The organism is Sphingomonas sp. PSPC2-2 (assembly GCF_049897725.1).
Lineage (GTDB): Bacteria > Pseudomonadota > Alphaproteobacteria > Sphingomonadales > Sphingomonadaceae > Sphingomonas.
This window is the reverse complement of sequence record NZ_JAFCWU010000006.1, coordinates 130,110-156,293: the sequence shown is the minus strand read 5'-3', so window position 1 is coordinate 156,293 and position 26,184 is coordinate 130,110. Positions and strand designations below refer to the sequence as shown.

20 protein-coding genes are annotated in these 26,184 nt (G+C 64.7%); 8 read left to right on the top strand and 12 right to left on the bottom strand.

The features are described from left to right. Positions 1-107 precede the first annotated feature (107 nt). Positions 108-1,253 (top strand): acyl-CoA dehydrogenase family protein, encoded by a 1,146-nt coding sequence (locus ACP7BY_RS12610; RefSeq protein ID WP_137902855.1) that lies wholly within the window; start codon positions 108-110, stop codon positions 1,251-1,253. 143 nt (positions 1,254-1,396) lie between these two features. Then, a complete protein-coding gene (locus tag ACP7BY_RS12605) occupies positions 1,397-2,185 on the top strand; it encodes an SDR family oxidoreductase (RefSeq protein ID WP_033966295.1) in 789 nt (262 codons plus the stop codon). Between the two features lie 40 nt (positions 2,186-2,225). Here ACP7BY_RS12605 and ACP7BY_RS12600 read toward each other — a convergent pair whose 3' ends face one another. Further along, on the bottom strand, positions 2,226-2,846 hold the full coding sequence (locus ACP7BY_RS12600; RefSeq protein WP_033966300.1) for a retropepsin-like aspartic protease family protein: 621 nt from the start codon (positions 2,844-2,846) through the stop codon (positions 2,226-2,228). Positions 2,847-2,886: 40 nt separating this feature from the next. Further along, positions 2,887-4,182, bottom strand: a complete 1,296-nt coding sequence (locus ACP7BY_RS12595) for a glycoside hydrolase family 130 protein (RefSeq protein WP_033966294.1) — start codon at positions 4,180-4,182, stop codon at positions 2,887-2,889. Positions 4,183-4,441: 259 nt separating this feature from the next. On the opposite strand from ACP7BY_RS12595, the gene ACP7BY_RS12590 reads away from it, so the two are divergent. After that, the gene (locus ACP7BY_RS12590) at positions 4,442-5,500 is read left to right on the top strand and encodes a sensor histidine kinase (RefSeq protein WP_137902854.1); all 1,059 of its coding nucleotides are present in this window, start codon (positions 4,442-4,444) and stop codon (positions 5,498-5,500) included. On the opposite strand, the gene ACP7BY_RS12585 is transcribed toward ACP7BY_RS12590, so the two are convergent. The 3 genes from ACP7BY_RS12585 to ACP7BY_RS12575 all read right to left on the bottom strand — a co-directional run bounded on the left by ACP7BY_RS12585 (position 5,497) and on the right by ACP7BY_RS12575 (position 9,432). Next, positions 5,497-6,426 (bottom strand): MlaA family lipoprotein, encoded by a 930-nt coding sequence (locus ACP7BY_RS12585; RefSeq protein WP_137902853.1) that lies wholly within the window; start codon positions 6,424-6,426, stop codon positions 5,497-5,499. The two genes, ACP7BY_RS12590 and ACP7BY_RS12585, sit on opposite strands and share 4 nt — an antisense overlap. Positions 6,427-6,727: 301 nt before the next feature. Continuing rightward, positions 6,728-8,986: an NADP-dependent malic enzyme gene (locus ACP7BY_RS12580; RefSeq protein WP_033966292.1), complete on the bottom strand. Its 2,259-nt coding sequence runs from the start codon at positions 8,984-8,986 to the stop codon at positions 6,728-6,730. 59 nt (positions 8,987-9,045) lie between these two features. Continuing rightward, the gene (locus ACP7BY_RS12575) at positions 9,046-9,432 is read right to left on the bottom strand and encodes a winged helix-turn-helix transcriptional regulator (protein ID WP_033966291.1); all 387 of its coding nucleotides are present in this window, start codon (positions 9,430-9,432) and stop codon (positions 9,046-9,048) included. A gap of 100 nt (positions 9,433-9,532) precedes the next feature. Between ACP7BY_RS12575 and ACP7BY_RS12570 the strand changes: the two genes are divergently transcribed. Both ACP7BY_RS12570 and mutS read left to right on the top strand, forming a co-directional pair. Continuing rightward, positions 9,533-10,285: an SDR family oxidoreductase gene (locus tag ACP7BY_RS12570; protein ID WP_033966290.1), complete on the top strand. Its 753-nt coding sequence runs from the start codon at positions 9,533-9,535 to the stop codon at positions 10,283-10,285. Between the two features lie 76 nt (positions 10,286-10,361). Next, positions 10,362-12,938: a DNA mismatch repair protein MutS gene (mutS, locus tag ACP7BY_RS12565; protein WP_137902877.1), complete on the top strand. Its 2,577-nt coding sequence runs from the start codon at positions 10,362-10,364 to the stop codon at positions 12,936-12,938. A gap of 1 nt (position 12,939) precedes the next feature. On the opposite strand, the gene ACP7BY_RS12560 is transcribed toward mutS, so the two are convergent. Together ACP7BY_RS12560 and ACP7BY_RS12555 are read right to left on the bottom strand one after the other, a co-directional pair. Beyond that, a complete protein-coding gene (locus ACP7BY_RS12560) occupies positions 12,940-14,166 on the bottom strand; it encodes a hypothetical protein (RefSeq protein ID WP_137902852.1) in 1,227 nt (408 codons plus the stop codon). Between the two features lie 96 nt (positions 14,167-14,262). Beyond that, positions 14,263-14,949 (bottom strand): GNAT family N-acetyltransferase, encoded by a 687-nt coding sequence (locus ACP7BY_RS12555; protein ID WP_033966117.1) that lies wholly within the window; start codon positions 14,947-14,949, stop codon positions 14,263-14,265. Positions 14,950-15,118: 169 nt separating this feature from the next. Here ACP7BY_RS12555 and ACP7BY_RS12550 point away from each other — a divergent pair, with 169 nt between their 5' ends. Further along, on the top strand, positions 15,119-17,863 hold the full coding sequence (locus ACP7BY_RS12550; protein WP_033966122.1) for a [protein-PII] uridylyltransferase: 2,745 nt from the start codon (positions 15,119-15,121) through the stop codon (positions 17,861-17,863). A gap of 86 nt (positions 17,864-17,949) precedes the next feature. Here ACP7BY_RS12550 and ACP7BY_RS12545 read toward each other — a convergent pair whose 3' ends face one another. Beyond that, on the bottom strand, positions 17,950-19,797 hold the full coding sequence (locus ACP7BY_RS12545; protein WP_033966118.1) for a methyl-accepting chemotaxis protein: 1,848 nt from the start codon (positions 19,795-19,797) through the stop codon (positions 17,950-17,952). Between the two features lie 259 nt (positions 19,798-20,056). Here ACP7BY_RS12545 and ACP7BY_RS12540 point away from each other — a divergent pair, with 259 nt between their 5' ends. Beyond that, positions 20,057-20,440: a VOC family protein gene (locus tag ACP7BY_RS12540; protein ID WP_126848060.1), complete on the top strand. Its 384-nt coding sequence runs from the start codon at positions 20,057-20,059 to the stop codon at positions 20,438-20,440. 31 nt (positions 20,441-20,471) lie between these two features. Here ACP7BY_RS12540 and infC read toward each other — a convergent pair whose 3' ends face one another. The 3 genes from infC to ACP7BY_RS12525 form a co-directional block, all read right to left on the bottom strand. Then, positions 20,472-20,975 (bottom strand): translation initiation factor IF-3, encoded by a 504-nt coding sequence (infC, locus tag ACP7BY_RS12535; protein WP_426288152.1) that lies wholly within the window; start codon positions 20,973-20,975, stop codon positions 20,472-20,474. A 227-nt stretch (positions 20,976-21,202) separates the two neighbouring features. Next, a complete protein-coding gene (gene thrS / locus ACP7BY_RS12530; protein ID WP_137902851.1) occupies positions 21,203-23,206 on the bottom strand; it encodes a threonine--tRNA ligase in 2,004 nt (667 codons plus the stop codon). Positions 23,207-23,365: 159 nt separating this feature from the next. Next, on the bottom strand, positions 23,366-24,607 hold the full coding sequence (locus ACP7BY_RS12525; protein ID WP_033966120.1) for a methyl-accepting chemotaxis protein: 1,242 nt from the start codon (positions 24,605-24,607) through the stop codon (positions 23,366-23,368). Between the two features lie 306 nt (positions 24,608-24,913). Here ACP7BY_RS12525 and ACP7BY_RS12520 point away from each other — a divergent pair, with 306 nt between their 5' ends. After that, positions 24,914-25,339, top strand: coding sequence for a hypothetical protein (locus tag ACP7BY_RS12520; protein ID WP_137902850.1), 426 nt, complete (start codon positions 24,914-24,916; stop codon positions 25,337-25,339). Here the strand turns inward: ACP7BY_RS12520 and ACP7BY_RS12515 are convergent. Continuing rightward, complete coding sequence (locus ACP7BY_RS12515; protein ID WP_137902849.1) at positions 25,336-26,151, bottom strand: LD-carboxypeptidase; 816 nt, start codon at positions 26,149-26,151, stop codon at positions 25,336-25,338. The genes ACP7BY_RS12520 and ACP7BY_RS12515 overlap by 4 nt on opposite strands. Positions 26,152-26,184: the final 33 nt, after the last annotated feature.

Below are 26,184 nucleotides of genomic sequence, written 5' to 3'. Positions count from 1 at the left end.
GGTATTTTTGGAATTTCGGGTTTGGTGCGGCCTTGCGACGATCCCGGCATTTCCCTACCACTGCCGCCAAGCCCCGTTTCGCAATGATGGCGCAGAGAAGAGAGATCATGGCACTCGACCCCGAAACTTTCGACGCGCTGATCGAAACCGTGCGGCGCTTCGTCGCGGAGCGGCTCCGGCCGCTGGAGGGCGCGGTCGAGGACGCCGACGCGATCCCCGCCGACATCGTCCGCGAAATGCGCGACATGGGCCTGTTCGGGCTGTCGATCGCCGAAGACTATGGTGGCCTTGGCCTGACCATGCTGGAAGAAGCCAAGGTCGCGATCGAGCTTGGCCGCACCACCCCCGCCTTCCGCTCGACCTTCGGCACCAATGTCGGGATCGGCTCGCAAGGGTTGGTGATGGCGGGCAATGCCGCGCAAAAGGATACGTGGCTGCCGCGCATCGCAAGCGGCGAGATCATCACCAGCTTTGCGCTGACCGAACCCGATGTCGGCTCCGATTCGGGTGCGGTGAAGACGCGGGCGACCTTCGACGGCCAGTCCTATCGGCTGAGCGGCACCAAGCGCTACATCACCAATGCCGACAAGGCCGATCTGTTCACGGTAATGGCGCGGACTGGCGACGATCCCGGCGCGCGTGGCGTGTCGGCGTTTCTGGTGCCGCGCGCGCTGGCTGGCGTCAGCGTCGGCGAGCCTGAAAAGAAGATGGGGCAAAAGGGCGCGAAGGTCGCCGACGTGCATTTCGACGACGTCGTGGTGCCGGTGGAGAACCGGCTCGGGGCCGAGGGCGAAGGCTTCAAGATCGCGATGCGCGTGCTCGATCGCGGGCGGCTGCACATTTCGGCGGTGTGCGTCGGGGTGGCCGAGCGGCTGATCGCGGATTGCGTGGCCTATGCAACCGAGCGCAAGCAGTTCGGCAAGCCGATTGCCGAGCATCAACTCATCCAGGCCATGATCGCCGACAGCAAGACCGAAGCGCTCGCCGCGCGCGCGCTGGTGCTGGAGACGGCGGCGGGCAAGGATGCGGGCAAGGACGTCGTCATGGAATCGGCGGCGGCCAAATATTATGCGAGCGAGATGGTCGGGCGTGTAGCGGACCGCGCGGTGCAGATCTTTGGCGGGGCGGGCTATATCGCCGATTACGGGATCGAACGGCTGTACCGCGACGTGCGGCTGTTCCGTATTTACGAAGGCACCAGCCAGATCCAGCAACTCATCATCGCACGCGAAACGATCAAGCGCGGGGGGTAACCACTCTCCCTCTCCCCGCAGGCGGGGAGAGGGCAAGCGAGCGAAGCGACGCGCGGGAGAGGGGCAGTGCGGCGCGCTCTCATGACGGCCCCTCTCCCCGACCCTCTCCCCGCAAGCGGGGAGAGGGAGAAGAAGGAAGAAACATGGACACCAATACCCTATTCCGGCTCGACGGCCGTATCGCCCTCGTCACCGGCGGCTCGCGCGGCATCGGCAAGATGATCGCGACCGGCTTCATCGCACAAGGCGCGACCGTCTATATCTCGTCGCGCAAGGCCGATGCCTGTTTCGAAACTGCGGCGGAACTGGGCGAGAAATGCATCGCGCTGCCGCAGGACGTGTCGACGGTGGCCGGGTGCAAGGCGCTCGCCGCACAACTGGCGGAACATACCGATCGGCTCGACATCCTGGTCAACAATGCGGGGGCGGCCTGGGGCGAACCGTTCGAGATCTTCCCGGAAAAAGGCTGGGACAAGGTGATGGACCTCAACGTCAAATCGCCCTTCTTCCTGACCCAGGCGCTGCACGCCCCGCTGAAAACCGCCGCGAGCGCCGGGCGACCCGCCAAGGTCATCAACATCACCTCGATCGACGGCCAGCGGTTGAACCCGTGGGAGACGTACAGCTATCAGGCGTCGAAAGCGGCGCTGATCTACCTCACCAAGCGGATGGCGGCGCGGCTCATCACCGATCATATCAACGTTACTTCGATCGCGCCCGGTGCCTTTGCCAGCGAGATGAACAAGGCCGCACGCGACCACGGTTCAGCGATCGCACAGAGCATCCCCGCCAAGCGTATCGGCGTCGATGAGGATATGGCGGGTGCCGCGATCTACCTCGCCAGTCGCGCGGGCGATTATGTGGTGGGCGATACGATCACCGTCGATGGCGGGCTGGTCCATGCGGCGCTGGGCACGAGCATCGACGCCTAATCCGGGCCCCTTCCCTTCCCCGACCCAAGGGGGAGGGAAATCAGGCCGTTTGGGGGTGATGCGGTTGCAGGATCATCACCCCATCCTCCACCCGCCAGGATTTGAGGCGCGACAGGAAGTTCATCCCCACCACGTTCATGTCGCCAAAGGCGGGCGACACTACCACCGGCAAATCGCGCGCGACGACATTGCCGATGCGCAGTTCCGGCACTGTCGCGGTTTGCGCCGCCACCGTGCCATTGGCGGTCTGCATCATTACCGGCATCAGCGAATCGCTCGGCTCGATCCCCGCTGCGGCGGCGGTATCGGCCGAAATCGCGGTGACCGTGGCACCACTATCGACCAGCATCCGCCGTTCGATCCCGCCCAGCTTCACCCGCACCCAGAAATGCCCGTCCGCCGCCATCGGCACGCGCATCTCCTTGCCCACCACGCGCTGCCCGCCCAGCTCGAACCGCTGCGCCACGCGGGCGAAGGTCGGGTCGAGCGGCGCGCGCTCCATCACCAGCAACGCGACCAGCACCATACATCCGGCGGTCACCGCAAAAGCGAGGAACCGCCCGATCACCGGCACGCGCCGCGCCAGAACCATCACCGCCACGACAGCGATGACCAGCAGATAGAGCGAGCCCTGGGGCCCAAGATCAGGAAGCGTGTTCACCACCCGAATATAATAACGGGCGCGGCTTTATGAAGGCTGACTAGGCCATCGCCGCGAGCAATTGGTCGACCGTGGTCGTGGCGAACGCCGTGAAATTGTCGGCCACGCCATACGGGATCAGCAGATCGCGCCCTTTCGCCAGCACGCCACAGCTATACACCACATTGGGCACATAGCCGTCGCGCTCGAGCGGGCTTGGCGTAAGGATCGGCGCGGGCGTGCGCGCCAGCAGGCGCGACGGATCGACCTTGTCGAGCAGGCAAGCGCCGACACAGTAATTGCGCACCATCCCGACGCCGTGGGTGAACACCAGCCAGCCCTCGTCGATTTCGATCGGCGAGCCGCAATTGCCCATCTGCACAAACTCCCACGGGTAACGCGGCGAGACGATCTTGCCGCCGCCCGCCCAATGCAGAATGTCGTCGGAGGCATGCAGCCAGATGCTTTCGCTATCCTGCCGCCCGAGCATCATGAACCGCCCGCCGACGCGGCGCGGAAACAGCGCCATGCCTTTAGCCCCCGCCGCATCGCCCGTTAGCGCCCGCATCGTGAAACTGCGAAAGTCATCGCTCGACAGCAATTCCGGGCGCGCCGCCGCACCGCTGAAGGCGGTGTAGGTCCCGTAATAGGTGGTGCTGCCATCTTCCTCGGTGAAGTGGACGAGCCGCAAATCCTCGATTCCCTGGCGTTGGCTCGGCAGCACCGGAAACAGCACGGTCTCGGAAATATCCCGGCTGCCACCGCAGCGGAGCATCACCACCGCCCCGGCATCGACATCCGTACCCTCGATAATCGGCGGCACCGCGACCAAGCTTGGCAAATCGATCTTGAGCGCACCGCCCGGCACCCAGTTGCCCGTGCGGAATGCGACCGAAGAAACATGCCCTTCCCCAATTCCGCGTAGCGAAAGGACGAAGCGCACCGCGCCATCTTCGAGGCCACTCTGGTCGGGCGCGACGACTGCACTCGGGTTGAACAAGGCCGCAGCTTCGTATGAAAATTCTTCGCTGAAATACGCGCCGATCAAGCGGCGTTGGCCTTCCGAGGCCACCGGCGGCACCGGCAAAGCGGCAGCAACCTCATCGTAGCGCCGCAGCAACATCGCATCGACGTCGCGGTGGCGCTCATCCAGCGAATCCACGATCAACGCTAGCTCCGCCGTCAATGCGTCGCCCGTCAGGGTCAGGACGCGGTCGACGATGGCCTGTGCGCGGCTATGCCCTTCCCGCTGAAATTGCGCCGGATATTCGAGAGAAAACGGTCGCACCACCGTTCGCGATGGGTCAGGCCGCAAAATGATGCTGCTATGGTCAAGTCTGAGCTGAACATCCGCCATCGCAATCCTTCCTATCCGCCCGCCGCGATACCGCAGCGGAGCCGCCTGAACGTGCGGGCGTGGCCGACGATCCAATGCCGGTCGTCGCCATATGCCATTGGGACGGCGGCCACAAATCCGGAACGCGAACGCTACTCGATTGGCTCGCACACGAATTGGTGCTGGGAATCGGGGCGCGCGTGATACACGGCTATACCGGTTGATTGTGGCCGCGCCCGACTTGCTTTCACACGGAAAGTCCGGGACCGAAAGGGTTCCGATGCCGTCTGCCGTTTCACCCGATGCCGAACTCGGCCTAAAACTCGCGCTGGCGGTGGTCGGCTCCTCGCACGCCCCGGTGCTGCTGCTGGATGGAAACCGCGCTGTCATTATCGCCAGCGACGCCTTTTGCGAAGCCTTCGACATCGATCCCGCAACGATCGTCGGCAAGACCTTTGCCGATCTGGGCGACGGCGAATGGGCCATCCCGCAACTTCAGTCGCTCCTCAAGGCAACCGCGTCGGGACTCGCCGAAGTCAAAAATTACGAATTCGACTTGAAGCGCTCCGGCCTTGCCACGCGGTGTCTGGTCCTGAACGCGCATAAGCTGAGTTACGGTGCCGGGGCCGAACCCCGACTGTTGCTCGCCATCTCCGACGTTACCGCAGCCCGCATCGCGGAAAAGGTGAATGACGGCCTGGTTCATGACAAGAGCGTGTTGCTGCAGGAGTTGCAGCACCGCGTCGCCAATAGTTTGCAGATCATCGCCAGTGTGCTCCTGCAGAGCGCGCGCAAGGTTCAGTCGGAAGAGGTCCGCGGCCATTTGCGGGATGCCCACAGCCGCGTGATGTCGGTCGCTGCGGTCCAGCGGCAACTGGCGGTCGCATCGCTCGACAAGGTCGATGTCGGTCCGTACCTTCACCAATTGTGCGAGAGCATCGGGGCATCGATGATCCACGATCACGAGCAGATTTCGATCGAAGTGACGAGTGCCCGCGAACAGGTCCAGGCCAATATTTCGGTCAGCCTTGGTCTGGTGGTGACAGAGCTGGTGATCAACGCGCTCAAGCATGCGTTTCCTGATGGACGACACGGCAAGATCGCGGTCGATTATATGCGTAGCGGCGCGGACTGGTCGCTCTCGGTAAGCGACGACGGGATCGGCATTACAAAGCAGCCAGGCCCTTCCAAGGCCGGGTTGGGCACGAATATCGTGCAGGCGCTTGCCAAACAGATGGATGCCAGCGTCACCGTGTCGGACGCGGACCCGGGCACCCGGGTAACCTTGGCGCACCATTTGTCGGCGGACACCCCGCCGAAGCGGGCACCCGCCATTTAAGGCTTGGCGTTGGCCCCTGCTGCCGACGGTGGCGGGGGCGGCAACGGTACGACGTGGTACTTGCCATGCAGAGCGTCGATCTCGGCTTGACGCCGCTGCAGATAGAAGGTCCGCGTCGCCACATACGGGTCGGTCGGTCCGTTATGAAGCTGGTGGAACAGTTCGTCATTCTCAGCGCGCCGGTCAAGCACCCCGAGGACGCTGACCGGCAGAGTAAAGGCGGCCCTGTTAAAGGGCTTTCCAACCCCCAGCGGCAGCACCAGCCGATCGACCGCATCCCCCACCAAATCGCGCAGCGTGGTGGGCCCTATCAGCGGCAAGAACAGGAAAGGCCCAGGCTTCACGCCGTAAAAACCGAGCGTGTCGGCAAAGCCATTCGGGCGCCGCGGCAAATGGATCGGGCGACGCTTGGCCATATCGAAAAGGCCGCCGACCCCGACGGTGGAATTGACGACGAAGCGCCCCAGCGTCTCGGCGGCCTTGCCCGCTTTATGCTGGAGCAGAAAATTCACGAACACGATCGGCTCGCGCAGATTGTACAGGAAATTGCGGATGCCGCTGCGGACCGGCACTGGCACGCTGTGCTTATAAGCCAGCGCCAGCGGCCCGACAAAGGCACGGTCGACCTCCTGCGTCGCCTTGAAGGATTCGGTGTTGATCGCAGCGATAGGGTCGTTTGCGGTATTTCGCGAACGGGCCGTAACGACGATGTCTTGCGGCTCTTCCATCGGCGGCGGCGCGGCCGACACCACTGCCGCTTCGTCGGTTGCGACAAGGCTTGCGGTCTGCGGATCGGCGAGCGGCACCGTCGGCGACGCCAGCATGCTGGCCGCCACAACCTGTTCGGGCTGAGTGACCTGCAGGTCGCGATCGTCCACCGGCGTGCTGGTCGCCAGCATCGCTGTGACCCAGATCGGAATGCTCACAAATCCGCTCCTGCCGGGCACGCGTAAGAGGCTTCAAGACACGCAAAACCGGCGATCGGGTTCCCCTGCCGTACTCTTTGGGAAGACGCCAATTGTCGTTTCCTAATGTCGTGCCGACGGGTCAGTATGGAATACGCCAATCCCCCGTTATGTGTGTGACGACACCAAAAGCAAAAATCCTCAATTCTATTTTAGGGCTTTCCGAAATCTCTCGTCGAGCGCGCCCGTGGCGAGCGCGCGCAGCAGGAAGCGGCGGCCTTCCCATAAGAAAAGCCCCGCGTCCGGCATCGCTATCGCTGCATTATCGGGCGATACCGCCCGCCGCCAGCACCGCCAGAGTGACGAGTTCGCTCGCGGTCGAGGTCATCGGCGCGATCTGCACCGATTTCTCCATCCCGACGAGCATCGGCCCGATCACTGCATCGCCGCCCAATTCGCGGAGCAACTTGGCCGAAATATTGGCCGATTGCAGCCCCGGCATGATCAGCACATTGGCTGGCCCCGAGAGGCGCGCGAACGGATAATTGGCAAGCTGTTTGGGGTTGAGCGCGACATCGGGTGCCATTTCGCCTTCATATTCGAAACTGACCTGCCGCTTGTCGAGTACCTTCACCGCCGCGCGGATATCGTCGAGCCAATTGCCTTCGGGGTTGCCAAAGGTCGAATAGCTGAGGAAGGCGACGCGCGGCTCATGCCCCATGCGCTTGGCGACGAGCGCCGTCTGCTCGGCAATATCCGCCAGTTCCTCGGCATTGGGGCGCTCGTTCACGGTGGTGTCGGCCATGAAGACCGTGTGGCTTTGCCCGACCATCAAATGAATGCCGAACGGGGTGCGCCCCGCCTCGGGATCGATCACACGGCGGATTTCGCGCATTGTATGCGCATAGGTGCGCGTGATGCCGGTGATCATCGCGTCGGCTTCGCCCAGTTGCAGCATCACCGCGCCGAAGATGTTGCGATCCTGGTTGATCATCCGCTCGCAGTCGCGCCGCAGATAGCCGCGCCGCTGCAGTCGTTCGTAGAGGAAGTCGACCATGCGCGGCACCAGCGGCGAATTGCGGCTGTTGTGCAATTCATAGCTGTCGGGATCATTGACGCCGAGCGCGCGCAACCGTTCGGGCACATCATCGCGGCCGACCAGCACCGGCGTGCCGTAACCGCCGTCCTTGAACGCGATCGCCGCGCGCAGCACGACTTCTTCCTCGCCTTCCGCGAACAACACCCGCTTGGGATGTGCCTTGGCACCTTCATACGCGAGCGTCAGCACCGAAGTGGTCGGGTTGAGCCGTGCCTTCAGCGTCTGGCGATAGGCCTCCAGATCGAGGATCGGCTTGGTCGCAACGCCCGAATCCATCGCCGCCTTGGCCACCGCGACCGGCACGATTTCCATCAGCCGCGGGTCGAACGGTGCCGGGATGATGTAATCGGGGCCGAAGGTGTGGCGCACACCGTAAGCAACCGCCACTTCCTCGGCCACTTGTTGCCGCGCCAACGCCGCCAGCGCGCGCGCGGCCGCCAGCTTCATTTCATCGTTGATCGTCGTCGCGCGCACGTCGAGCGCGCCGCGGAAGATGAACGGGAAGCCAAGCACGTTATTGACCTGGTTCGGATAGTCCGACCGCCCCGTGGCGATGATCGCATCGGGCCGAGCCGCCTTCGCCTCGGGCGGGGTGATCTCCGGATCGGGATTGGCCATCGCGAAGATGATCGGCTTGGGGGCCATCTTGAGCAGGTCCGACGCCGGCAGCGCCCCGGCGGCTGAAAGACCGACGAACACATCCGCACCATCGAGCGCCTCGGTCAGCGTGCGCTTCTCGGTGGCCACGGCATGCGCCGACTGCCACTGATTGATATCGGCCCGCCCCTGGTAGATCACCCCACCAAGATCGACCATCGTCAACTGGTCGCTCGGCAGGCCCATCGCTTTGATCAGCTCGGCGCACGCGATCGCCGCCGCGCCCGCGCCGTTCATCACCACCTTGGTGTCCTTGATGTCACGGCCGGTCAGGAACAACGCGTTGATAAGCCCCGCCGCGCAAATGATCGCGGTGCCGTGCTGGTCGTCATGGAACACCGGGATGTTCATGCGTTGACGCAAGGTCTGTTCGATGATGAAGCATTCCGGCGACTTGATGTCCTCCAGATTGATCCCGCCAAAGCTCGGCTCCATCAGCTCGATCGCATCGATCAGCCGGTCGGCATCCTCGGTCTTCAGCTCGATATCGATCGCGTCGACATCGGCGAAGCGCTTGAACAGCACCGCTTTGCCTTCCATCACCGGCTTGGACGCGAGCGCGCCGAGATTGCCGAGCCCGAGAATGGCGGTGCCGTTCGAGATGACCGCAACGAGATTGCCCTTCGCGGTGTAATCATACGCCAGGCTCGGATCGGCCGCGATCGCCAGCACCGGCACCGCGACGCCCGGCGAATAGGCCAGCGCCAGATCGCGCTGAGTCGCCATCGGCTTGGACGCGACGATCTCGATCTTGCCCGGTCGCCCTTCCGAGTGGAACAGCAGCGCCTCGCGCTCGGAAAATTGGACGTTCGAGTCTGCAGTCATGGGGGCGGCCTCCTGGATCGGCGTCGTCTTAGAAACAGTTTGGGAGAATGGGAACGGCTCTAGTTGCCGTTACGACTATCGAAGGACCGACGCGCCTCGGCGATGCGGTCGACATTGTCCGCCGCCCACACCCACACGCCGCAAAACGCCTCGGCCAGCGTGAAACCGAGTTCGGTCAGCCGATATTCGACTTTTGGCGGGATCACCGGATGGATCGTCCGGATCACCAGGCCGTCGCGCTCCATCTGACGCAACGTCTGTGTCAACATCTTCTGGCTGATGCCCTCGGCAAGCTGCGCCAGACGCGAGAAGCGCAGTTCGCCATGTTCGGTCAGCACCTCCAGCACGATCATCGTCCATTTGTCGGCGACGCGACCGATCACTTCCGTGACCAGAGCCTCGACGCGCGGATCGAGATTTTCGGGATATTGGTGCGAAACGGCCATTGGTTTCCTGTCGGTAAGTACCGCACTTTTGCGTGCCTACTTTCCAATCGAACGCGCAGCTTTTACGCGCCGTGTCAACAATCGAACGGGAAGAGCAACCATGAATATCAGCGGCAACACCCTCCTCATCACCGGCGGCGGCACCGGCATCGGCCGTGCGCTCGCCGAGCAATTTCACGCGCGCGGCAACCACGTCATCGTCGCCGGCCGTCGTGCCGAGCCGCTCGACGCGCTGGCGCGCGACCTGCCGGGAATCAGCACCGCCTTGCTCGACGTCGCCGACGCGGCCGACATTGCGCGCTTCGCCGACACGATCGCCAGCGAGCACCCGGCCCTCAACGTCGTGATCCACAATGCGGGGATCATGCGCGCCGAAGATATGACCGCGCAGCCCTATGACCTGAGCGATGCCGAAGCGATGATCGCGACCAACCTGCTGGGGCCGATCCGGCTGACCGCGGCCTTGCTGCCGCACCTGCGCAAGCAGCCCAACGCCGCGATCCTCACCGTATCGTCGGGTCTCGCCTTCGTACCGCTGGTGGCGACGCCGACTTATAGTGCGACCAAGGCAGCAATCCACAGTTGGTCGCAATCCTTGCGGGCGCAGTTCGCCGACACGGGCATCGACGTGATCGAAATCGCCCCGCCTGCCGTCGCGACCGATCTGATGCCGGGGCATGCCGAAAACCCCAATTCGATGCCGCTCGACGCCTATATCGCCGAGACGATGGCGCTGCTGGAGACCAATCCGCACGGTCCTGAAAATGCCGTCGAGCGCGTCAAATTCCTGCGCGATGCCGAGCGCGAGGGGCGGTATGACGCGGTGTTCGCCGCGCTCAACCAGCGACACTGACGCGGCGGTTTCCTTTCGGGAGGGCGGGCGGTATCAGACGGCGATGGCGCCAGCACCGACCCCCGCTCCCACCCCGATGATGGCGCAATATTTCGCGCTGAAGGCCGAGGCGGCGGATTGCCTGCTGTTCTACCGCATGGGCGATTTCTTCGAATTGTTCTTCGACGATGCGAAGGTCGCCGCCGCCTGCCTCGACATCGCGCTGACCACGCGCGGCGAGCATCACGGCGCGCCGATCCCGATGTGCGGCGTGCCAGTCCATGCCGCCGATGCCTATCTCGCACGGCTGATCAAGGCCGGGCACCGCGTCGCCATCGCCGAGCAGACCGAGAGCCCGGCAGAAGCCAAGAAGCGCGCGGGCAAGACGTTGGTCTCGCGCGCGATCGTCCGCGTGGTAACGGCGGGGACGCTGACCGAGGAGGCGCTGCTCGATGCGCGCGCCGCCAATTGGTGCGTGGCGATCGGCGAGGTTGGCGGTGCGGTCGCGATTGCCGCTGCCGACATTTCGACCGGGCGGTTCGAGCTGATCGCGTGCGATGCCGCCGGATTGGGTGCCGAACTCGCCCGGCTCGCCCCGGCGGAGACCATCGCGTCGGAAGCGAGCGGCTTTGCCGAGCTCGCGACGATGCTGCGCCCGCGCGGCGAGTTCGACAGCGCGCGCGGCGAGGCGCGGCTGAAGGACCTGTATGCCGTCGCGACGCTCGACGGCTTCGGCCAGTTCGACCGTGCCGCCTTGTCGGCGGCGGGTGGGCTCGTCGCCTATCTCGATCACACCGCCAAGGGCGCGATGCCCTTCCTGCGCCCGCCGCGCCTCGGGCAAAGCGCCCAGCACATGGCGATCGACGCTGCCACGCGCGAAAGCCTGGAACTGACCCAGACGACGAGCGGCGCGCGCAAGGGCAGCTTGCTCGACGCGATCGACCGCACGGTGACGGCGGCGGGCGCGCGCCTGCTCGCCGCCGATCTCGGCGCCCCGCTGATGGAACGGAGCCGGATCGAGGCGCGCTACGATCTGGTCACGCTGCTTACCGAGGATTCGGGGCTGCGCGAGTCGCTGCGGGGGACTTTGCGCAGCATGGCCGATATCGGCCGCGCACTCGGGCGGCTGGCGGCGGGGCGGGGCTCCCCACGCGATCTCGGGCAATTGCGCGACGGGCTCGATGGCGCGTGGCGGCTGGGCGAGCGGCTCGACCGGATCGACCAACCGCCTGCGCTGCTGAAGGATCTTGCCCCGCGCTTGCGCGGGCATGGCGCGCTGATCGACTTGCTGTCGCGCGCGCTCGTGCCGTCACCCCCGATCGATGCCTCGGACGGCGGCTATATCGCGGCGGGCTATGACGCCGCGCTCGATGATCTGCGCGATGCGGGCGCGGGCGGCCGGCGCGCGATCGCCGCGCTCGAGGCCGACTATCGCACGCGGACCGGCGTCGCCCAGCTCAAGATCCGTCACAATGGCGTGCTCGGCTATCATATCGAAGTCCCCGCGCGCGCAGCCGATGGTCTGATGAAGCCCGAAAGCGGCTTCATCCATCGCCAGACGATGGCGGGCGCGGTGCGCTTCAACGCGCCCGAACTGCACGAAGTCGCGGCCAAGGTAACGCAAGCCGGTGCCCATGCATTGGCGGCCGAGGCAGCGCATCTCGAGGATCTGATCGCCGCCGCGCTCGACCGGCGCGAGGCGGTGGCGGCGACCGCGGATGCGCTGGCGCGGCTCGATGTCGCCGCCAGCCATGCCGAGCGCGCGGCGGAAGGCGGCTGGGCGCGGCCCGAGCTTGCCGACCATGCCTGTTTCGACATTGTCGGCGGGCGGCACCCGGTGGTCGAGGATGCGCTGGCCAAGCGGGGCGAACGCTTCGTCGCCAATGACTGTCGCCTGTCGGAAGATTCGCGGCTGTGGCTCGTCACCGGGCCCAATATGGGCGGTAAATCGACCTTCCTGCGCCAGAACGCCGCCATTGCCGTGCTGGCGCAAGCGGGCAGCTACGTTCCCGCGACATCGGCGACGCTAGGGCTAGTCGACCGGCTATTCAGCCGGGTCGGGGCCTCCGACAATCTCGCGCGCGGGCGTTCGACCTTCATGGTCGAGATGGTCGAGACCGCCGCGATCCTGGCACAAGCGACCCCGCGCAGCTTCGTCATCCTCGACGAGGTCGGGCGCGGCACCTCGACCTATGACGGGCTCGCCATTGCCTGGGCGGTGGTCGAGGCGATCCATGACGACAATCGCTGCCGCTGCCTGTTCGCCACCCATTATCACGAACTGACGCGGCTCGCCGAACGCTGCGACGCGCTCACCCTCCACCATGTCCGCGCGCGCGAATGGAAGGGCGAGCTGGTGTTGCTGCACGAAGTGTCCGAAGGCCCGGCCGATCGCAGCTATGGATTGGCGGTCGCGCGATTGGCGGGCTTGCCGCCTGCCACCATCGCCCGCGCCAAGGCGGTGCTGGCAAAGCTGGAGGCAGGCCGCGCCAAGACCGGGGGACTGGCGGCGGGCCTGGACGATCTGCCGCTCTTCGCCGCCGCGATGGAGGTGGAGGAAGAGCAAGCCGACGCGATCCGCGCCGAGGTGGAGGCGCTCGACGTCGACGCGCTCACCCCGCGCGAGGCGCTGGAAACGCTCTACCGGCTGAAGGCGCTGGCGCGGCAGGGATAGGTCAGCGCAGCAGCAACGCCGTGATCGCACCGCCCGGCACGGTCGGTATCAGGATCATCAACATCGCCAGCACCGCCAATGGCCGCCACCACTGCGCCAACGCGCGGATGCCGGGCGTTGCAGCCAGCGCGATGCCGGGCCACAGCACGGCATAATAACGCGACTGCGCGATCGACTGGTCGCCGATGCGCTGGAACGCGCTCCATCCGAACCAGAAGTGGATCACCAGCGTCACCCCAAACGCGGCGAGAAAAGGCCAGCCGATCGCACCGATACGCCGGTCTGCTCGACTCCCCAGCGCCGCCAGCGCAACCGGTGCCAGCGCCAGTATCGCGGAAAAGACGACGGGCAGCTGAAATTCCGCAGCCGGCCATTTGTCGGCGAGCGTGGCAAAGAAGAACACCGCATAATCCTGGATGTAGATTTGCGGCCGGTCGGCCAACGGAACGCCATACAGCGCCTCGTTGACGTAAAGCAGATGGCCGGTGCGCGCATAATTGGCCAGGTATGGCAGCGCTCCAACGCCCCCCCCCAGCGCGATCGGCCAGAGGTCCGCGAAGCGCCACGCGCGCCGCCCGCGCATCAGCGGCCATCCGCGCGCAATGATCACTGCCGTGCCGAGCGAGACGAGCGCGGTCAGCTTCGTCCACCCGGCCAATGCCAGCCCGATGCCGAGCAGCCACGCGCCGCCACCCGCCCCGGTCAGGCCGACAAAGACGATCACGGCGGCGATATTCGCCAGATTGTCGTTGTTGACGATCCCGCCGATCAACGGTGCCTTTGGGAAACAGGCGATCAGTATGACGAACACCGTCCGGTCGCCCCCCGCCCCCAGATAGCGTACACCCGCCCAGAGACCGATCGCCAGCGCCACTAGCGCCAGCACGACATTGGCAAGCCGCAAGGCATACACATCGGACGTAACGCGCAGCATCTGCCCGATCATCATGTAATATAGCGGCGGGTGGTTGATGTAATTGCTGGCCGTCGTCCACCGCGCCAAATCGTCGCGGCTGACCATGCGATAGGTGCTGGCATCGGCAAACGGCGCTGGATGTTCATATTGCGCCCGCACGACCGACACATGCGGGAGTTCGTCGAAGGTGGACGGATAGGGCATCCGCAGCGCGACCATTGTCGTCAAAGCGGCAAATACCACCAGGACGACCATCGCGCAGCTCCGCCAGCCGGGCTGTGGGCGTTTCATCCAGGTCGGCGGCATCTGCATCGCCGCCTTCTGGCATGACTTGGTTTACCGGCCCGTTACCGTGGCGGCGACAGTCGCGAAGGCCGCGCGCCCTCTCGGCAAGCGGCCGAAAACGCCCTATGCCCGCGCGATCACCGTATAGGTCATCTCCCGCCGCGTCTCGAAACCGAGCGCGCGGTACAGCGCCACTGCCGGGTTGTCGGCATAGCTGTGCAGAAACACGCCCTCCCCACCCGCGATCAGCGGCGCAATCACCGCTTCCATCAACGCGCGGGCGAAACCCTGCCCGCGAAAATCGGGATGCGTGCACACCGCGCTGACCTCGCTGAAACCCGGCACCTTCATCCGCTCGCCAGCCATCGCGACCAGCCGCCCGGCGCGGCGCACGCCGATATAGCCGCCTTGCAGATGCGTCGCCGCGAAGAACGGTCCCGGCGCGGTCAGCGTTGCGAGCGCCAGCATCTCGGGCGCGTCCTCGTCGCCCAAGCGCACGATGTCCACGGCGCGCGCCGCGCGGTGGAGCCGCCTCGCCACCATCTGGTCGAGCCGCCGCTCCGACACGATCGTCGTCCCCGACGGCAGCACCGCCGGGCCGACACCGATCAGGCCAAGCGTGCCCCCTTCCGTTATGAGCGCCGCCAATGCCGCCAGCGCCTCAGGTGATCCGTCGGCAGCCTCCCCGAACAGATTGACGTCAGGACGGAAGCGCACAGCGCGGGTATCGCCTGTCGCCAGCGCACTTTGGCGGCCGGTGAGACTGTGCCAGATTGGTCGATCGAGCGGCGTGAACGGCATATTGGTCATCGGCCCCTTACACACTGGAAGCGACGTTTGGCGCATCCCGTGAATTGCCATCAAACCCCGCGGCTACGCGACACTGTGCATCATCGCGCAGTTGCACGACAAGGCGTACCGCGAGGCCCCGCGCGCATCGCGCGTGGACGCGGATCGCCCGACCCCCTATCTGGAACGCATGCCGCCGCGCTTTGAAACCCTCCCGCAACGCCGTTCGATCATCGATCGGCGCACCGTCGCCGATGCGCTTGCCGCGCTCGAGGGGGATCGCAACACTTTGCGGAACGCAGCAACCGCCTTGCTCAAGCAAGCGCTCGACGCAGGGCGTGCCGAGATCGGGCGGCGGTTGATCGAGCATCCTTCGCGCGGGTTGGAGGCAGCGGCGGGCCAGGCCTTCCTGATCGACCAGTTGCTCCGCTTGCTATACGATTTCACCGTCCAGCGCCTGTATCCGATGAGCAATCCGACCGCGGCCGAGCGTATCACGATCATCGCGGTCGGCGGCTATGGGCGCGGCGAAATGGCCCCCTATTCCGACGTTGATGTCGGCTTCCTGACTCCCGGCAAACAACCGCCCTGGGCCGAGCAAGTAATCGAGACAATGCTCTATGCGCTGTGGGATCTCGGCCTGAAAGTCGGCCATAGCAGCCGCTCGCTCGACGAGATGGTGCGCCAGGCCAAAAGCGACGTGACGATCCGCACCGCCTTGCTCGAGGCACGCTACGTGTGGGGCGATCAGGCGCTATATGACGAGGCCGCGCGCCGCTTCAAGGTCGAGGTGCAGGCCGACACCGCACGCCAGTTCATCGCCGACAAGCTCGCCGAGCGCGACGTGCGGCACCACAAGATGGGCGACACGCGCTATGTCGTCGAACCCAACGTAAAAGAAGCGAAGGGCGGCCTGCGCGATCTGCACACGCTCTTCTGGATCGGCAAATACGCCTATAATGTCACCGAGCCCGCCGAGCTGGTCGAGGCCGGGCTGCTCAGCCGCGCCGAATATCGCCAGTTCCACCGTGCCGAGAATTTCCTGTGGGCCGTGCGCTGCCACCTGCACGCCATTTCCGGTCGGGCCGAGGATCGGCTGACCTTCGACCTGCAGCGCGAGATCGCCGAGCGGATGCGCTTTGCCGACCGGCCCGGCAAATCCAAGGTCGAGCGTTTCATGCAATATTACTTCCTGCAGGCGCGCACGGCAGGCGACCTGACCGGCGTGTTTCTGGCGCATCTCGACGAGAAGTTCGCCGCGCGCGGACGGCGGTTCGGCTTGTCGGTGCTGCGGCGATCCCCGCGCAAGCTGAACGGCTTCACCGTCATTCGTGGTCGACTGGCGATCCCCAATGACGGTTTTCTCGCCGAAAAGCCGGTGCGGCTGATCGAATTGTTCGCGCTGGCCGACAAACACGGTCTGGAAATCCACCCGCTGGCCATGCGCGCCGCCGCACGCGACGCGAAACTTGCCGATGATATCCGCCAGGACCCGACCGCCAACGCGCTCTTCCTCGACGTGCTGACCTCGCCGCGCGACCCCGAAACGGTGCTGCGCTGGATGAACGAGGCGGGGGTGTTCGGTCGCTTCGTGCCCGATTTCGGCCGCGTCGTGGCGCAAATGCAGTTCGACATGTACCATCACTACACCGTCGACGAACACACCATCCGCGCGATTGGCCTGCTCAGCCGGATCGAACATGGCGAGCTGGAGACCGACCATCCGCTGTGTACGGTGTTGCTGAAACAGATCGTCTCGCGCCGCGCGCTCTATGTCGCGGTGTTGCTGCATGACATCGCCAAGGGGCGCGGCGGCGACCATTCGGTGCTGGGTGCCGAGGTCGCGCACCGGCTCTGCCCGCGCCTGGGACTGAGCCCGGCCGAGACCGAAACCGTCGCCTGGCTGGTGCGCTATCACCTGCTGATGTCGGCGACCGCGTTCAAACGCGACCTGTCGGACTTCAAGACCATCCTCGATTTCGCAGAAGCCGTGCAAAGCCCCGAGCGTTTGCGGCTGTTGCTGCTGCTGACGGTCGTCGACATTCGCGCGGTCGGCCCCGGTGTGTGGAACGGGTGGAAGCGGCAATTGCTGTCCGACCTGTACGAATCGGCCGAAGAAGTGCTGCGGCTGGGCCACAAGCAAAAGGGGCGCGGCGAGCGGATCGCCGCCAAGCAGGAGGCGCTGCAGGCGCTGCTGGGCTGGGATGCGGCGCAGTTTGACCATCTCGTGCGCCGCTTGCCCGAACCTTATTGGGTGGCCGAGCCCGAGGACGTAATCGCCCGCAATGCCGGGCTGATCGCCGAAGCGGGCTCGGCGCAGCTCTCGATCAGCGCGCAGGTCTATCCCGAGCGCGGCGCGACGCTCGTCACCGTCTACGCCGCCGATCACCCGGGGCTGTTCTACCGCATCGCCGGCGCGATCAGCGTGGCTGGCGGCAATATCATCGATGCGCGCATCCACACCACACGCGACGGCATGGCGCTCGACAACTTCCTGGTGCAGGATCCGTTCGGTCGCCCGTTCGACGAGACGGCACAGCTTTCCCGGCTGAAACAGGCAATCGAGGACGCACTCGCCAATCGCGGCAAGATGATCGACCGGCTGATGGCAAAGCCGCCATCGCGTCCGCGTGCCGAGGCGTTTGCAATCGCTCCGAACGTGCTGATCGACAACAAGGCGTCGAACCGCTTCACCGTGATCGAGATCAACGCGCGCGACCGGCCCGCCTTATTGCATCAGCTGGCGCACGCGCTGTTCCAGTCGAAGGTGACGATCCATTCGGCGCATGTCGCAACCTATGGCGAACGCGCGGTCGACACGTTCTACCTGACCGACCTGACCGGCGAAAAGATCTCAGCAGCGAGCCGATTGAAGACGATCGAGCGGCGCCTGCTGGGTGCCGCGGCAGGAGAGCGGATCACCGACGCGGCGTAAACCCGGCCGTGAAGGCGGGTTGCCCCCGCCACGACGGGATCGCTGCGCCCCACGCGTCTTGCGATCCGCGTCGCGACTGTCACCCGTCACAGCGGCGCGTGCGTCTGAAATCCGCCCGATGGCATCCCCTTCGACCGCCGCTCGGGATTTCCACCCGAATAGCCCCGATGGTCGCGGACCTTGGCGATCACCCGCTGCCCTTCGTCATTGCCGGTCTTGAACCGGCTGGCGTTGCGATTGAGGCCGTCGACTTCGCTCGCCAGGTTGCGTGCGGCGGCGGACGTTTGCTCCACCATCGCGGCATTTTGCTGCGTCGCACGGTCGACCTCGTTCACGGCCCCGACAATCTCCTTGATGGTGGTGGCTTGCGTGCGGTTCTCGGCGGCCATGCGGGACACCAGCGACAACACTTGCTCCACGCTGCCGGAAATATTGGAAAGCGCCCCATCGACATCCTGCACCGCACCAACGGCGGTGCCGATATCCTCCTGGGTCGCGGTCAACTGCCCGCGCGCGCGTTTCGCCTCCTCTTCGGACCGCATTGCCAGCGCCGAGACAAGGTCGGCGACGACGGCAAACCCGCGTCCGGCGTCCCCGGCGCGCCCCGCCTCGACTGCGGCATTCATCGCCAGAACGCGCGTCTGGAAGGCGATCTTGTCGAGGCCTTCGATGACACTGTCGATCCCTTTCGCGCCATCGAGCACGCGGCTCATCGCCGACACGGCATGTTCGGCGGTGTTGCGACCGGCGACCACATTCGACACCGCCTGCTCGGTCTGATCGACCGTCTGGCCCGCCGATCGCGCCGTCTGCACCAGCACGCCCTCCATTTGCGACAGCGAAGCAGAGGCCTTTTCGAGACTGGCGGCATTGCCCTCGGAGCGCCGGGCCAGGTCATCTGCCGCCAACGCGATCTCGTTGGAGCCGGTGCGAATGCCGTGACACGCATCGGTGACCGATGCCATCAGCTCGCGCAAGTCGCCAACCGCACCGTTATAATTTTGTTTAAGTTCCTGATAATTATTCGGAAACTCTTCGTGAATCTGCGCGGTCAGATCTCCATCCGACATCGCCTTCAAGTGGCGCGAAAGCGTATCGACCACAGCATGCTGCGCGATATCCTCCGCCGCCTTGGCGTGGTCGGCGGCAGCCTTGGCCACCGCCACGTCGCGGAAGGTGCCGAGTGCACGTGCCATGTCGCCCAATTCGTCGGACCGGGCGAGGCCGGGAATGTCCGACGCGGTGTCCCCCGCCTGAAGTGCCCCCATGCGCGCGGTCAGCGCATTCAGCGGTTGCGTGATCGAGCGAGCGAGCAACCATCCAAGGCCCGCCATCGCCAGAATCCCGAGCAGTGCGAGACCAACCAGCAAGGACGCTTCGCCCCAAATCGCCGCCCAGGCGTCGGTCTGATAGGCACCGGTGCCGATCACCCAGCCCCACGACGCGAACTTCTTCACGAACGAAATTTTGGGTTGCGGTGCCTCGGAGCCTGGCTTGGGCCAGCGATAGGCGACAAAGTCCCCGTCCGGATTGCGCTCGGCCGCCTTGACGAACTCCACGAACGGAAAACGCCCATCCGGGTCGGTGGTCTGGCGAAGGTCCTTGCCCTCCAGTTCCGGCTTGACCGGATGCATGATCATCCGGGGTAACAGATCGTTGACCCAGAAATACTCTTTGCCGCTGTAGCGCATCCTGCGAAGGGTGGAGAGCGCACCGGCCTGCGCCTGTTCACGGGTTAGGCGACCATCGGCCTCCTGCGCCTGATACTGCTCGACCACGCCATATGCGGTTTCCAGGGTTGCGCGGGTTTGCATCGCCTCGTCGTGCAGCATGACACCGCCCAACCGCAGCAATGCAACGCCAAGACCAAGCGTCATCGCACAGAGCGCCGCCAATGTAAGAAGGTGAAGTCGACGGCCGATATTCAAACGCATCTCATAATCCTCGGTACCCTGAGTGCATTATAGACGGGAGCCGAAGAGGGCGCGGAAGCGCGACAACATTGATTTCGAAAGTCGATTTGCCGAATGCAGCGGCGTTCCCGGTGAGCGGATATGCTGCGCGAAACATGCCTTTTATAGGGGATCGGCTGGCTGCATTCCTGCTTTCGCGAGGCGTATTCCGTGATATCGTGCCCGTCGCCCCGCTGCCGTCGGCGAAGCTCGGGGCAAAGGACATCACAAGGAGGATTGCATGCCCGTACTCGGCATTGGCGGCCTATTCTTGCGCAGTAAGGATCCCGATGCGCTGTCCGCCTGGTATCGCGATCATCTCGGAGTCGGTGCGGGTTGCGTTTCGGTCGAGGGAGCGACGGCGGACCCGTGGTCCTGGCTGGCACAGGGCGGGCCCGTTATATTCGCGCCATTCGCCGCCGATTCCGATTATTTTCCGGCAGACCGACAGTTCATGCTCAACCTGCGTGTGGCGGATCTGGACGGCTTGATCGCCAATCTGACCAGCGCGGGAATCGACGTTCTGACCAAGCCCGAATGGGACGACCCGGCGACCGGACGCTTTGCCCGAGTCCACGATCCGGAGGGACGCCCAATCGAGCTGTGGGAAGCACCCGCAGACTGACGCGGGGCGGGCAGGGTGCCCGCCCGACCTATTATTTCGGCGCGAGCACCATCAGCATCTGGCGGCCTTCCATGCGCGGATAGGCTTCGACCTTGGCGGTTTCCGCCACGTCGGCCTGGACGCGCTGCAGCAGGATCATGCCGAGCTGGCCGTGGCTCAATTCACGACCGCGGAAGCGCAGCGTGATCTTGACCTTGTCGCCTTCGTCGATGAACTCGAGCACCTTCTTCATCTTGGTGTCGTAATCATGGTCATCGATGTTGGGACGCATCTTGATCTCTTTGATCTCCTGCGTCTTTTGCGACTTGCGTGCGAGGTTCGCTTTCTTCTGCGCCTCGTACTTGAACTTGCCGACATCGAGGAACTTGGCGACGGGCGGATCAGCGTTGGGCGACACCTCGACCAGGTCCAAACCGACCTCGCGCGCCTGCTCCATCGCCTCGCGCGTGTACATCATGCCAAGATTTTCGCCGTCCTGATCGATCACGCGGACCTTGGACGACACAATGAATTCGTTGAAGCGAGGGCCGTTCATTGGCGGCGCCTGCCGGGTCATGGGAGGACGGATAGGTGTAGCTCCTGTCGTTGTTGATGGACTGATATAGGGGATTTTCGGGCAAAACGAAAGGTGGACTCGTTCGATCCTCATACCACCCCGGCGAAGGCCGGGGCCCAGCCGGACAGGCTCATGCTGAAAGCGCTCCGCTCCCTTGCAAAAACCTTCGCAACTGGGCCCCGGCCTTCGCCGGGGTGGTCGTCATTTTACAGGTCCGGGGCCTTGGCCGCCTCGGTCAGCATCGCGATCGCCTCGTCCAGCGTCAGGAATTGCTGCCGGTCGCTGCCCAATTGCCGCAAGGCGACCTTGCCCTCTTCGGCCTCGCGCTTGCCGACGACGAGCAGGTTCGGGACCTTCGCCAGCGAGTGCTCGCGCACCTTATAGTTGATCTTCTCGTTGCGCAGATCGGTCTCGACCCGGATCCCCGCCGCCGCCAGTTTCGCGGCCACTTCGGTGGCATAGCCATCCGCATCGGACACGATCGTCGCGACCACCGCTTGCACCGGTGCCAGCCACAGCGGGAAGCGCCCGGCATGGTGCTCGATCAGGATGCCGATGAAGCGCTCGAACGTGCCCAGAATCGCGCGGTGCAGCATCACCGGGCGGTGGCGCTCGCCATCCGCGCCGACATAGCTGGCGTCGAGTCGTTCGGGCAGCACGCGGTCCGACTGGATCGTGCCGACTTGCCACGTCCGCCCGATCGCATCGGTCAGGTGGAATTCGAGCTTGGGCGCATAGAACGCCCCCTCGCCCGGCAGTTCCTCGAAATTGGCCTTGATCGTCTCGCTGAGGTTGGAGCCGAGCACCGCCTGGCGCAATTCGTCCTCGGCCTTGTCCCACATCTCGTCCGAGCCGAAGCGCTTTTCGGGGCGCAGCGCGAGTTTCACCGCGTAGTCCGAGAAGCCGAGATGCTGGTACACACTGTCGAGCAGTTCGCAGAATTGCTGTACCTCGGCGACCAATTGATCCTCGCGCACGAAGATATGCGCGTCGTCCTGCGTGAATTGGCGCACGCGCATGATGCCGTGCAGCGCGCCATGCGGCTCGTTGCGGTGGCAGCAGCCGAATTCGGCCATGCGCATCGGCAGGTCGCGGTAGCTCTTGATGCCCTGGCGGAAAATCAACACGTGCGCCGGGCAGTTCATCGGCTTCAGCGCCATCAGATCGGCTGTGCCGCTGAAGATCGCCGCGTCATCCTCGGTATTCGGGATTTCGTCGGGCACGACGAACATGTTCTCGCGATATTTGCCCCAATGGCCGGACTGCTCCCACTGGCGCGCGTCCATCAATTGCGGGGTCTTCACCTCGACATAGCCCGCTGCGTCGAGCCGGCGGCGCATATAGGCCTCCAACTGACGCCACAGCATATAGCCCTTGGGGTGCCAGAACACGCTGCCTTGCGCTTCGGACTGGAGATGGAACAGGTCCATTTCCTGGCCGATCTTGCGATGGTCGCGCTTGGCGGCTTCCTCCAGCATCGTCAGATGCGCATCGAGCTGCTTCTTGTTCAGCCAGCCGGTGCCGTAAATGCGGCTGAGCATCGCGTTCTTCTGGTCGCCGCGCCAATAAGCGCCCGACACACGCGTCAGCTTGAACGCCTGCGGATCAAGCTTGCCGGTCGAGGCCAGATGCGGCCCGCGGCACATGTCGAGCCACGCGTCGTCACCCTTGCCGGCCTTGTAGACCGTCAGTTCCTCGCCCTCGGGCAGTTCGGCGGCCCATTCGGCCTTGAAGCTCTCGCCCTGCGCGGTCCAGCGCGCGATCAGATCGGCACGGCTCCACACTTCGCGGATCAGCGGCTCGTCCTTGCCGATGATGCGGCGCATCTCGGCTTCGATCGCGGGCAGATCCTCGTCGGTGAACGGACGATCCTTCGGCGCGAAGTCGTAATAAAAGCCGTCGTCGGTCGAGGGACCGAAGGTGATCTGCGTCCCCGGAAACAGGTTCTGCACCGCTTCGGCCAGCACATGCGCAAAATCGTGGCGGGCGAGTTCGAGCGCATCGGCCTCGTCCTTCGCGGTCACCAGCGCCAGCGCGCTGTCGCCCTCAAACGGGCGCATGATGTCGCGCAATTCGCCATCGACGCGCGCGGCGATCGCCGCTTTCGCCAGGCCCGGCCCGATCGCTGCGGCCACATCTGCGGGGGTAGTCCCCGGGGCTACCTCACGGACGGAACCGTCGGGCAGCGAGATGCGGAACAGGGCGGACATCGGGATGGGATCTTTCTTGGCTTATAGGAGCCCCGGCGCTTAAGCCGGGCTGGTCGATATAAGCAAGCGCGGGCGATCCGTCACCCTCCGCCAATTACCGCCGCCTGCAGGCCGGAGGGTCGCACCGCCCGGCCCGCGTGGGTACGTGCATGCGTGCGCTCAGCAATGACCGCCGACCCTCGTTTCCAACAGCGCCGTCGGCGGGGGCATCCGTCGGCCCTGCTCAACCTGGAAGCGATCGGCCTGGGCGGACAACTGCCCCACTTCGCCGGTCAGATTGCGGGCGGCAGCCGAGGTTTCCTCGACCATCGCGGCATTTTCCTGCGTCGACCGGTCGATCGCGTGGACGGCCAGGCTTACTTCGGTGATCGCGCCGGCCTGTGCTTCATTATCCTTGGCGATCTGCTTGGCCAGAACGGTGACACGGTCCCCCGAGGTGAGGATGACGCCGAATGCCTCGTCCACCTGCTGTACCGCATCGACCGCAGCGCCGATGTCGACCCGCGTGACGCCCAGTTGGTCGCGCGCGCGCTTGGCCTCTTCCTCGGCGCGCATCGCCAGCGCAGAGACCAGATCGGCCACCACCGCAAAGCCGCGACCGGCATCGCCCGCGCGCCCGGCCTCGACCGCCGCGTTCATGGCGAGAACGCGTGTCTGGAACGCGATCTTGTCGAGCCCGCCAATCACGTCATCAATGCCCTTGGCGCTGTCGAGCACGCGCGTCATCGCCTGCACAGCGGCATCGGTGCGCCCGCGCCCTTCGAGCACCGCCGCATTGGCTTGCTCCGAGGTTTCGACCGATTGCGACGCGGCAAGGGCGGTCGCCTTGAGCCGCGTATCGACCTGCTGGATCGCGGCGGTGGTCTGCTCCAGGCTTGCCGCCGTGCTTTCGGTGCGGCGCGCGATGTCATTTGCTGCCTGGGCGATTTCGTTCGAGCCGCCCTGAATGTTGCTGGCGCTGGATTTGACCGAAGCAAGCAAGGTCCGCAAATTTCCAAGCGCCTCGTTGTAACTATTCTTCATCGGCCCATAAGCCGCCGGGAAATTTTCCGTAATATCTGCGGTGAGGTCGCCATTAGAAAGCCGCCCCAGCTTGTCGACCATCGTCCTGGTGACCGTCGCATTGAGTTCCGAATTCCGCTCCAGTTCTTCGTTCATGACGACCTGCTTCTGGGCGTTATCGCGAAACGCGAACATCGCCTTGGTCATGCGTCCGACGCAATCGGTGAATTCGGTGAATTCGATCGGCGACTGGAGATCGCCGGAGGCGAGCCCCTCCATCCGCACGACCGTCGCGACATAGGGGCCGGCGATCGCCTCGCGGAAAAAGTGCGCCATCCCGAGGCCGACCGTGGTGGCAATCACGCCGACCAGTAACGCGCCCTTGGGATTCACCCACATTGCGCAGGTGGTTACGGCCAATAAAGCAACGAAAAACCCGAAGGCTACAAGGAGTTTCAACCGGACGGGCGCTGAGGCTTTAAACCAATACACGTAGGATCTCCTGAAATCATGCTTTAGAACTAGAGAGATCGTCTGCGCAAAAGTTGCGAGGACGCCCACCCGGTTATTGTAGGGGAATTATCGGGAAGCGTTGCGCGCACACGAAAATCTTGCCTCCCTCCGCCATTGCCGATTGTCGACGCGACCCATTATGGTGCGCGCCGAAACCCACAGAGATTGCTCGCCTGTCAGCCAAGGAATAGGATGATGCTAACCGGATTGCTGGTGTACACGATCATCGTGATGCAGTTTTTCCCCGAAACGGCGGTCGCACGGTGGTTGGATCGCACGGTGGCGATCACACGCGATGTGTTTGGCAGGATCGAGCGTCGACACCTCATCTTTTTGATGCTGACGGCCGTCATCCTCATCGCCGGTGCGGAGTTGCTGGCGATCGCCGGGCCGTTCGACATGGCGCTGGTCGTGCTGTGGGACGTGTCGACCTATATCGACATTGTTCTGACGACCGCGGTGATCGCGACCGCCACGCGCGGCGGCGCGGGCTGGCGCACGCTCATCGCACGGTTCCTGCCCCGCCGTGCGCCGCGCGCGCGGCGTCGGCGCGGCGTCCAGGCCACCCCGCCCTCCGCCAATGACGACGACCGACCGGCCTTTGCGCGAGCCGCTTAGGCTACCCCGAACGGCACCACGCGATTGCTGCGAACATGGCCGATCTCGGCGCGCCCGAGATAGGGCACGCGCATCTCGCCGCACCAGCGCGCGATCATCGTTTCAAGGCTTTCACCCCAGGGCGGATCATTGTTCACCACCTCGCTGACTTGACCCAACCGCACCCCCGCCAGTCCCTTCAACTGCGTGGCGTGCGCCATCGTGAACAACATCCGGTCGACGCGGTAGAGCGGCTCGGACACTTCCTCGACGATAAGCACATGATCGGTGAGATCGGGCAGCCACGGCGTGCCGATCAGCGCGGTCAGGATCGCGAGATTGAACGCCGCCGCCGGTCGCCCGTCCAGGCCGGGATCGAGCACGCTGCGATCCTTCTTCGTCAGCCACAGCAACGACCGCGCAAACGCCGCACCGCCGTCTCCACTGCCCGCAACCGACGCCATCGGCCCATGCACCGGATGTCCGACCTTGGCGGCATACAGCGCGCCGAGCAGGAAGCCCATGTCGGAAAACCCCAAATAGGTCTTGCGCCGCGCCGCCGCGCCCAGCTGCGGCATCACGCTGTGCAGGATGCGGTTGGAGCCATAGCCGCCGCGCGCGAACCAGATCGCATCGAACGCGGGGTCATTAGCGACCTCCAGGAACGCCGCCGCGCGCACCGCGTCCGACCCGGCGAAATGCCCTTCGCTGAGGAAGCATTGCGGGTGAAACACCAGATCGACCTCGGGCATCGCCACCGCCGCCAGCCCGAGCGCACGCGCCGCCAGCGCTTCATCGATCCCGCGTGCGGGTGCCACCACCCCAATCTTCATGCCATCACCGTTCGTTTCGAGCCCATCTCTGTC

Excerpts from the sequence above, each read along its gene's own strand:
- ACP7BY_RS12610 (WP_137902855.1), top strand. The coding sequence starts at position 108 with ATGGCACTCGACCCCGAAACTTTCGACGCGCTGATCGAAACCGTGCGG.
- ACP7BY_RS12605 (WP_033966295.1), top strand. The coding sequence starts at position 1,397 with ATGGACACCAATACCCTATTCCGGCTCGACGGCCGTATCGCCCTCGTC.
- ACP7BY_RS12595 (WP_033966294.1), bottom strand. The coding sequence starts at position 4,182 with ATGGCGGATGTTCAGCTCAGACTTGACCATAGCAGCATCATTTTGCGG.
- ACP7BY_RS12590 (WP_137902854.1), top strand. The coding sequence starts at position 4,442 with ATGCCGTCTGCCGTTTCACCCGATGCCGAACTCGGCCTAAAACTCGCG.
- ACP7BY_RS12580 (WP_033966292.1), bottom strand. The coding sequence starts at position 8,986 with ATGACTGCAGACTCGAACGTCCAATTTTCCGAGCGCGAGGCGCTGCTG.
- ACP7BY_RS12575 (WP_033966291.1), bottom strand. The coding sequence starts at position 9,432 with ATGGCCGTTTCGCACCAATATCCCGAAAATCTCGATCCGCGCGTCGAG.
- ACP7BY_RS12570 (WP_033966290.1), top strand. The coding sequence starts at position 9,533 with ATGAATATCAGCGGCAACACCCTCCTCATCACCGGCGGCGGCACCGGC.
- mutS (WP_137902877.1), top strand. The coding sequence starts at position 10,362 with ATGATGGCGCAATATTTCGCGCTGAAGGCCGAGGCGGCGGATTGCCTG.
- ACP7BY_RS12560 (WP_137902852.1), bottom strand. The coding sequence starts at position 14,166 with ATGCAGATGCCGCCGACCTGGATGAAACGCCCACAGCCCGGCTGGCGG.
- ACP7BY_RS12555 (WP_033966117.1), bottom strand. The coding sequence starts at position 14,949 with ATGACCAATATGCCGTTCACGCCGCTCGATCGACCAATCTGGCACAGT.
- ACP7BY_RS12550 (WP_033966122.1), top strand. The coding sequence starts at position 15,119 with ATGCCGCCGCGCTTTGAAACCCTCCCGCAACGCCGTTCGATCATCGAT.
- ACP7BY_RS12545 (WP_033966118.1), bottom strand. The coding sequence starts at position 19,797 with ATGCGTTTGAATATCGGCCGTCGACTTCACCTTCTTACATTGGCGGCG.
- ACP7BY_RS12540 (WP_126848060.1), top strand. The coding sequence starts at position 20,057 with ATGCCCGTACTCGGCATTGGCGGCCTATTCTTGCGCAGTAAGGATCCC.
- infC (WP_426288152.1), bottom strand. The coding sequence starts at position 20,975 with ATGAACGGCCCTCGCTTCAACGAATTCATTGTGTCGTCCAAGGTCCGC.
- thrS (WP_137902851.1), bottom strand. The coding sequence starts at position 23,206 with ATGTCCGCCCTGTTCCGCATCTCGCTGCCCGACGGTTCCGTCCGTGAG.
- ACP7BY_RS12525 (WP_033966120.1), bottom strand. The coding sequence starts at position 24,607 with ATGTGGGTGAATCCCAAGGGCGCGTTACTGGTCGGCGTGATTGCCACC.
- ACP7BY_RS12520 (WP_137902850.1), top strand. The coding sequence starts at position 24,914 with ATGATGCTAACCGGATTGCTGGTGTACACGATCATCGTGATGCAGTTT.
- ACP7BY_RS12515 (WP_137902849.1), bottom strand. The coding sequence starts at position 26,151 with ATGAAGATTGGGGTGGTGGCACCCGCACGCGGGATCGATGAAGCGCTG.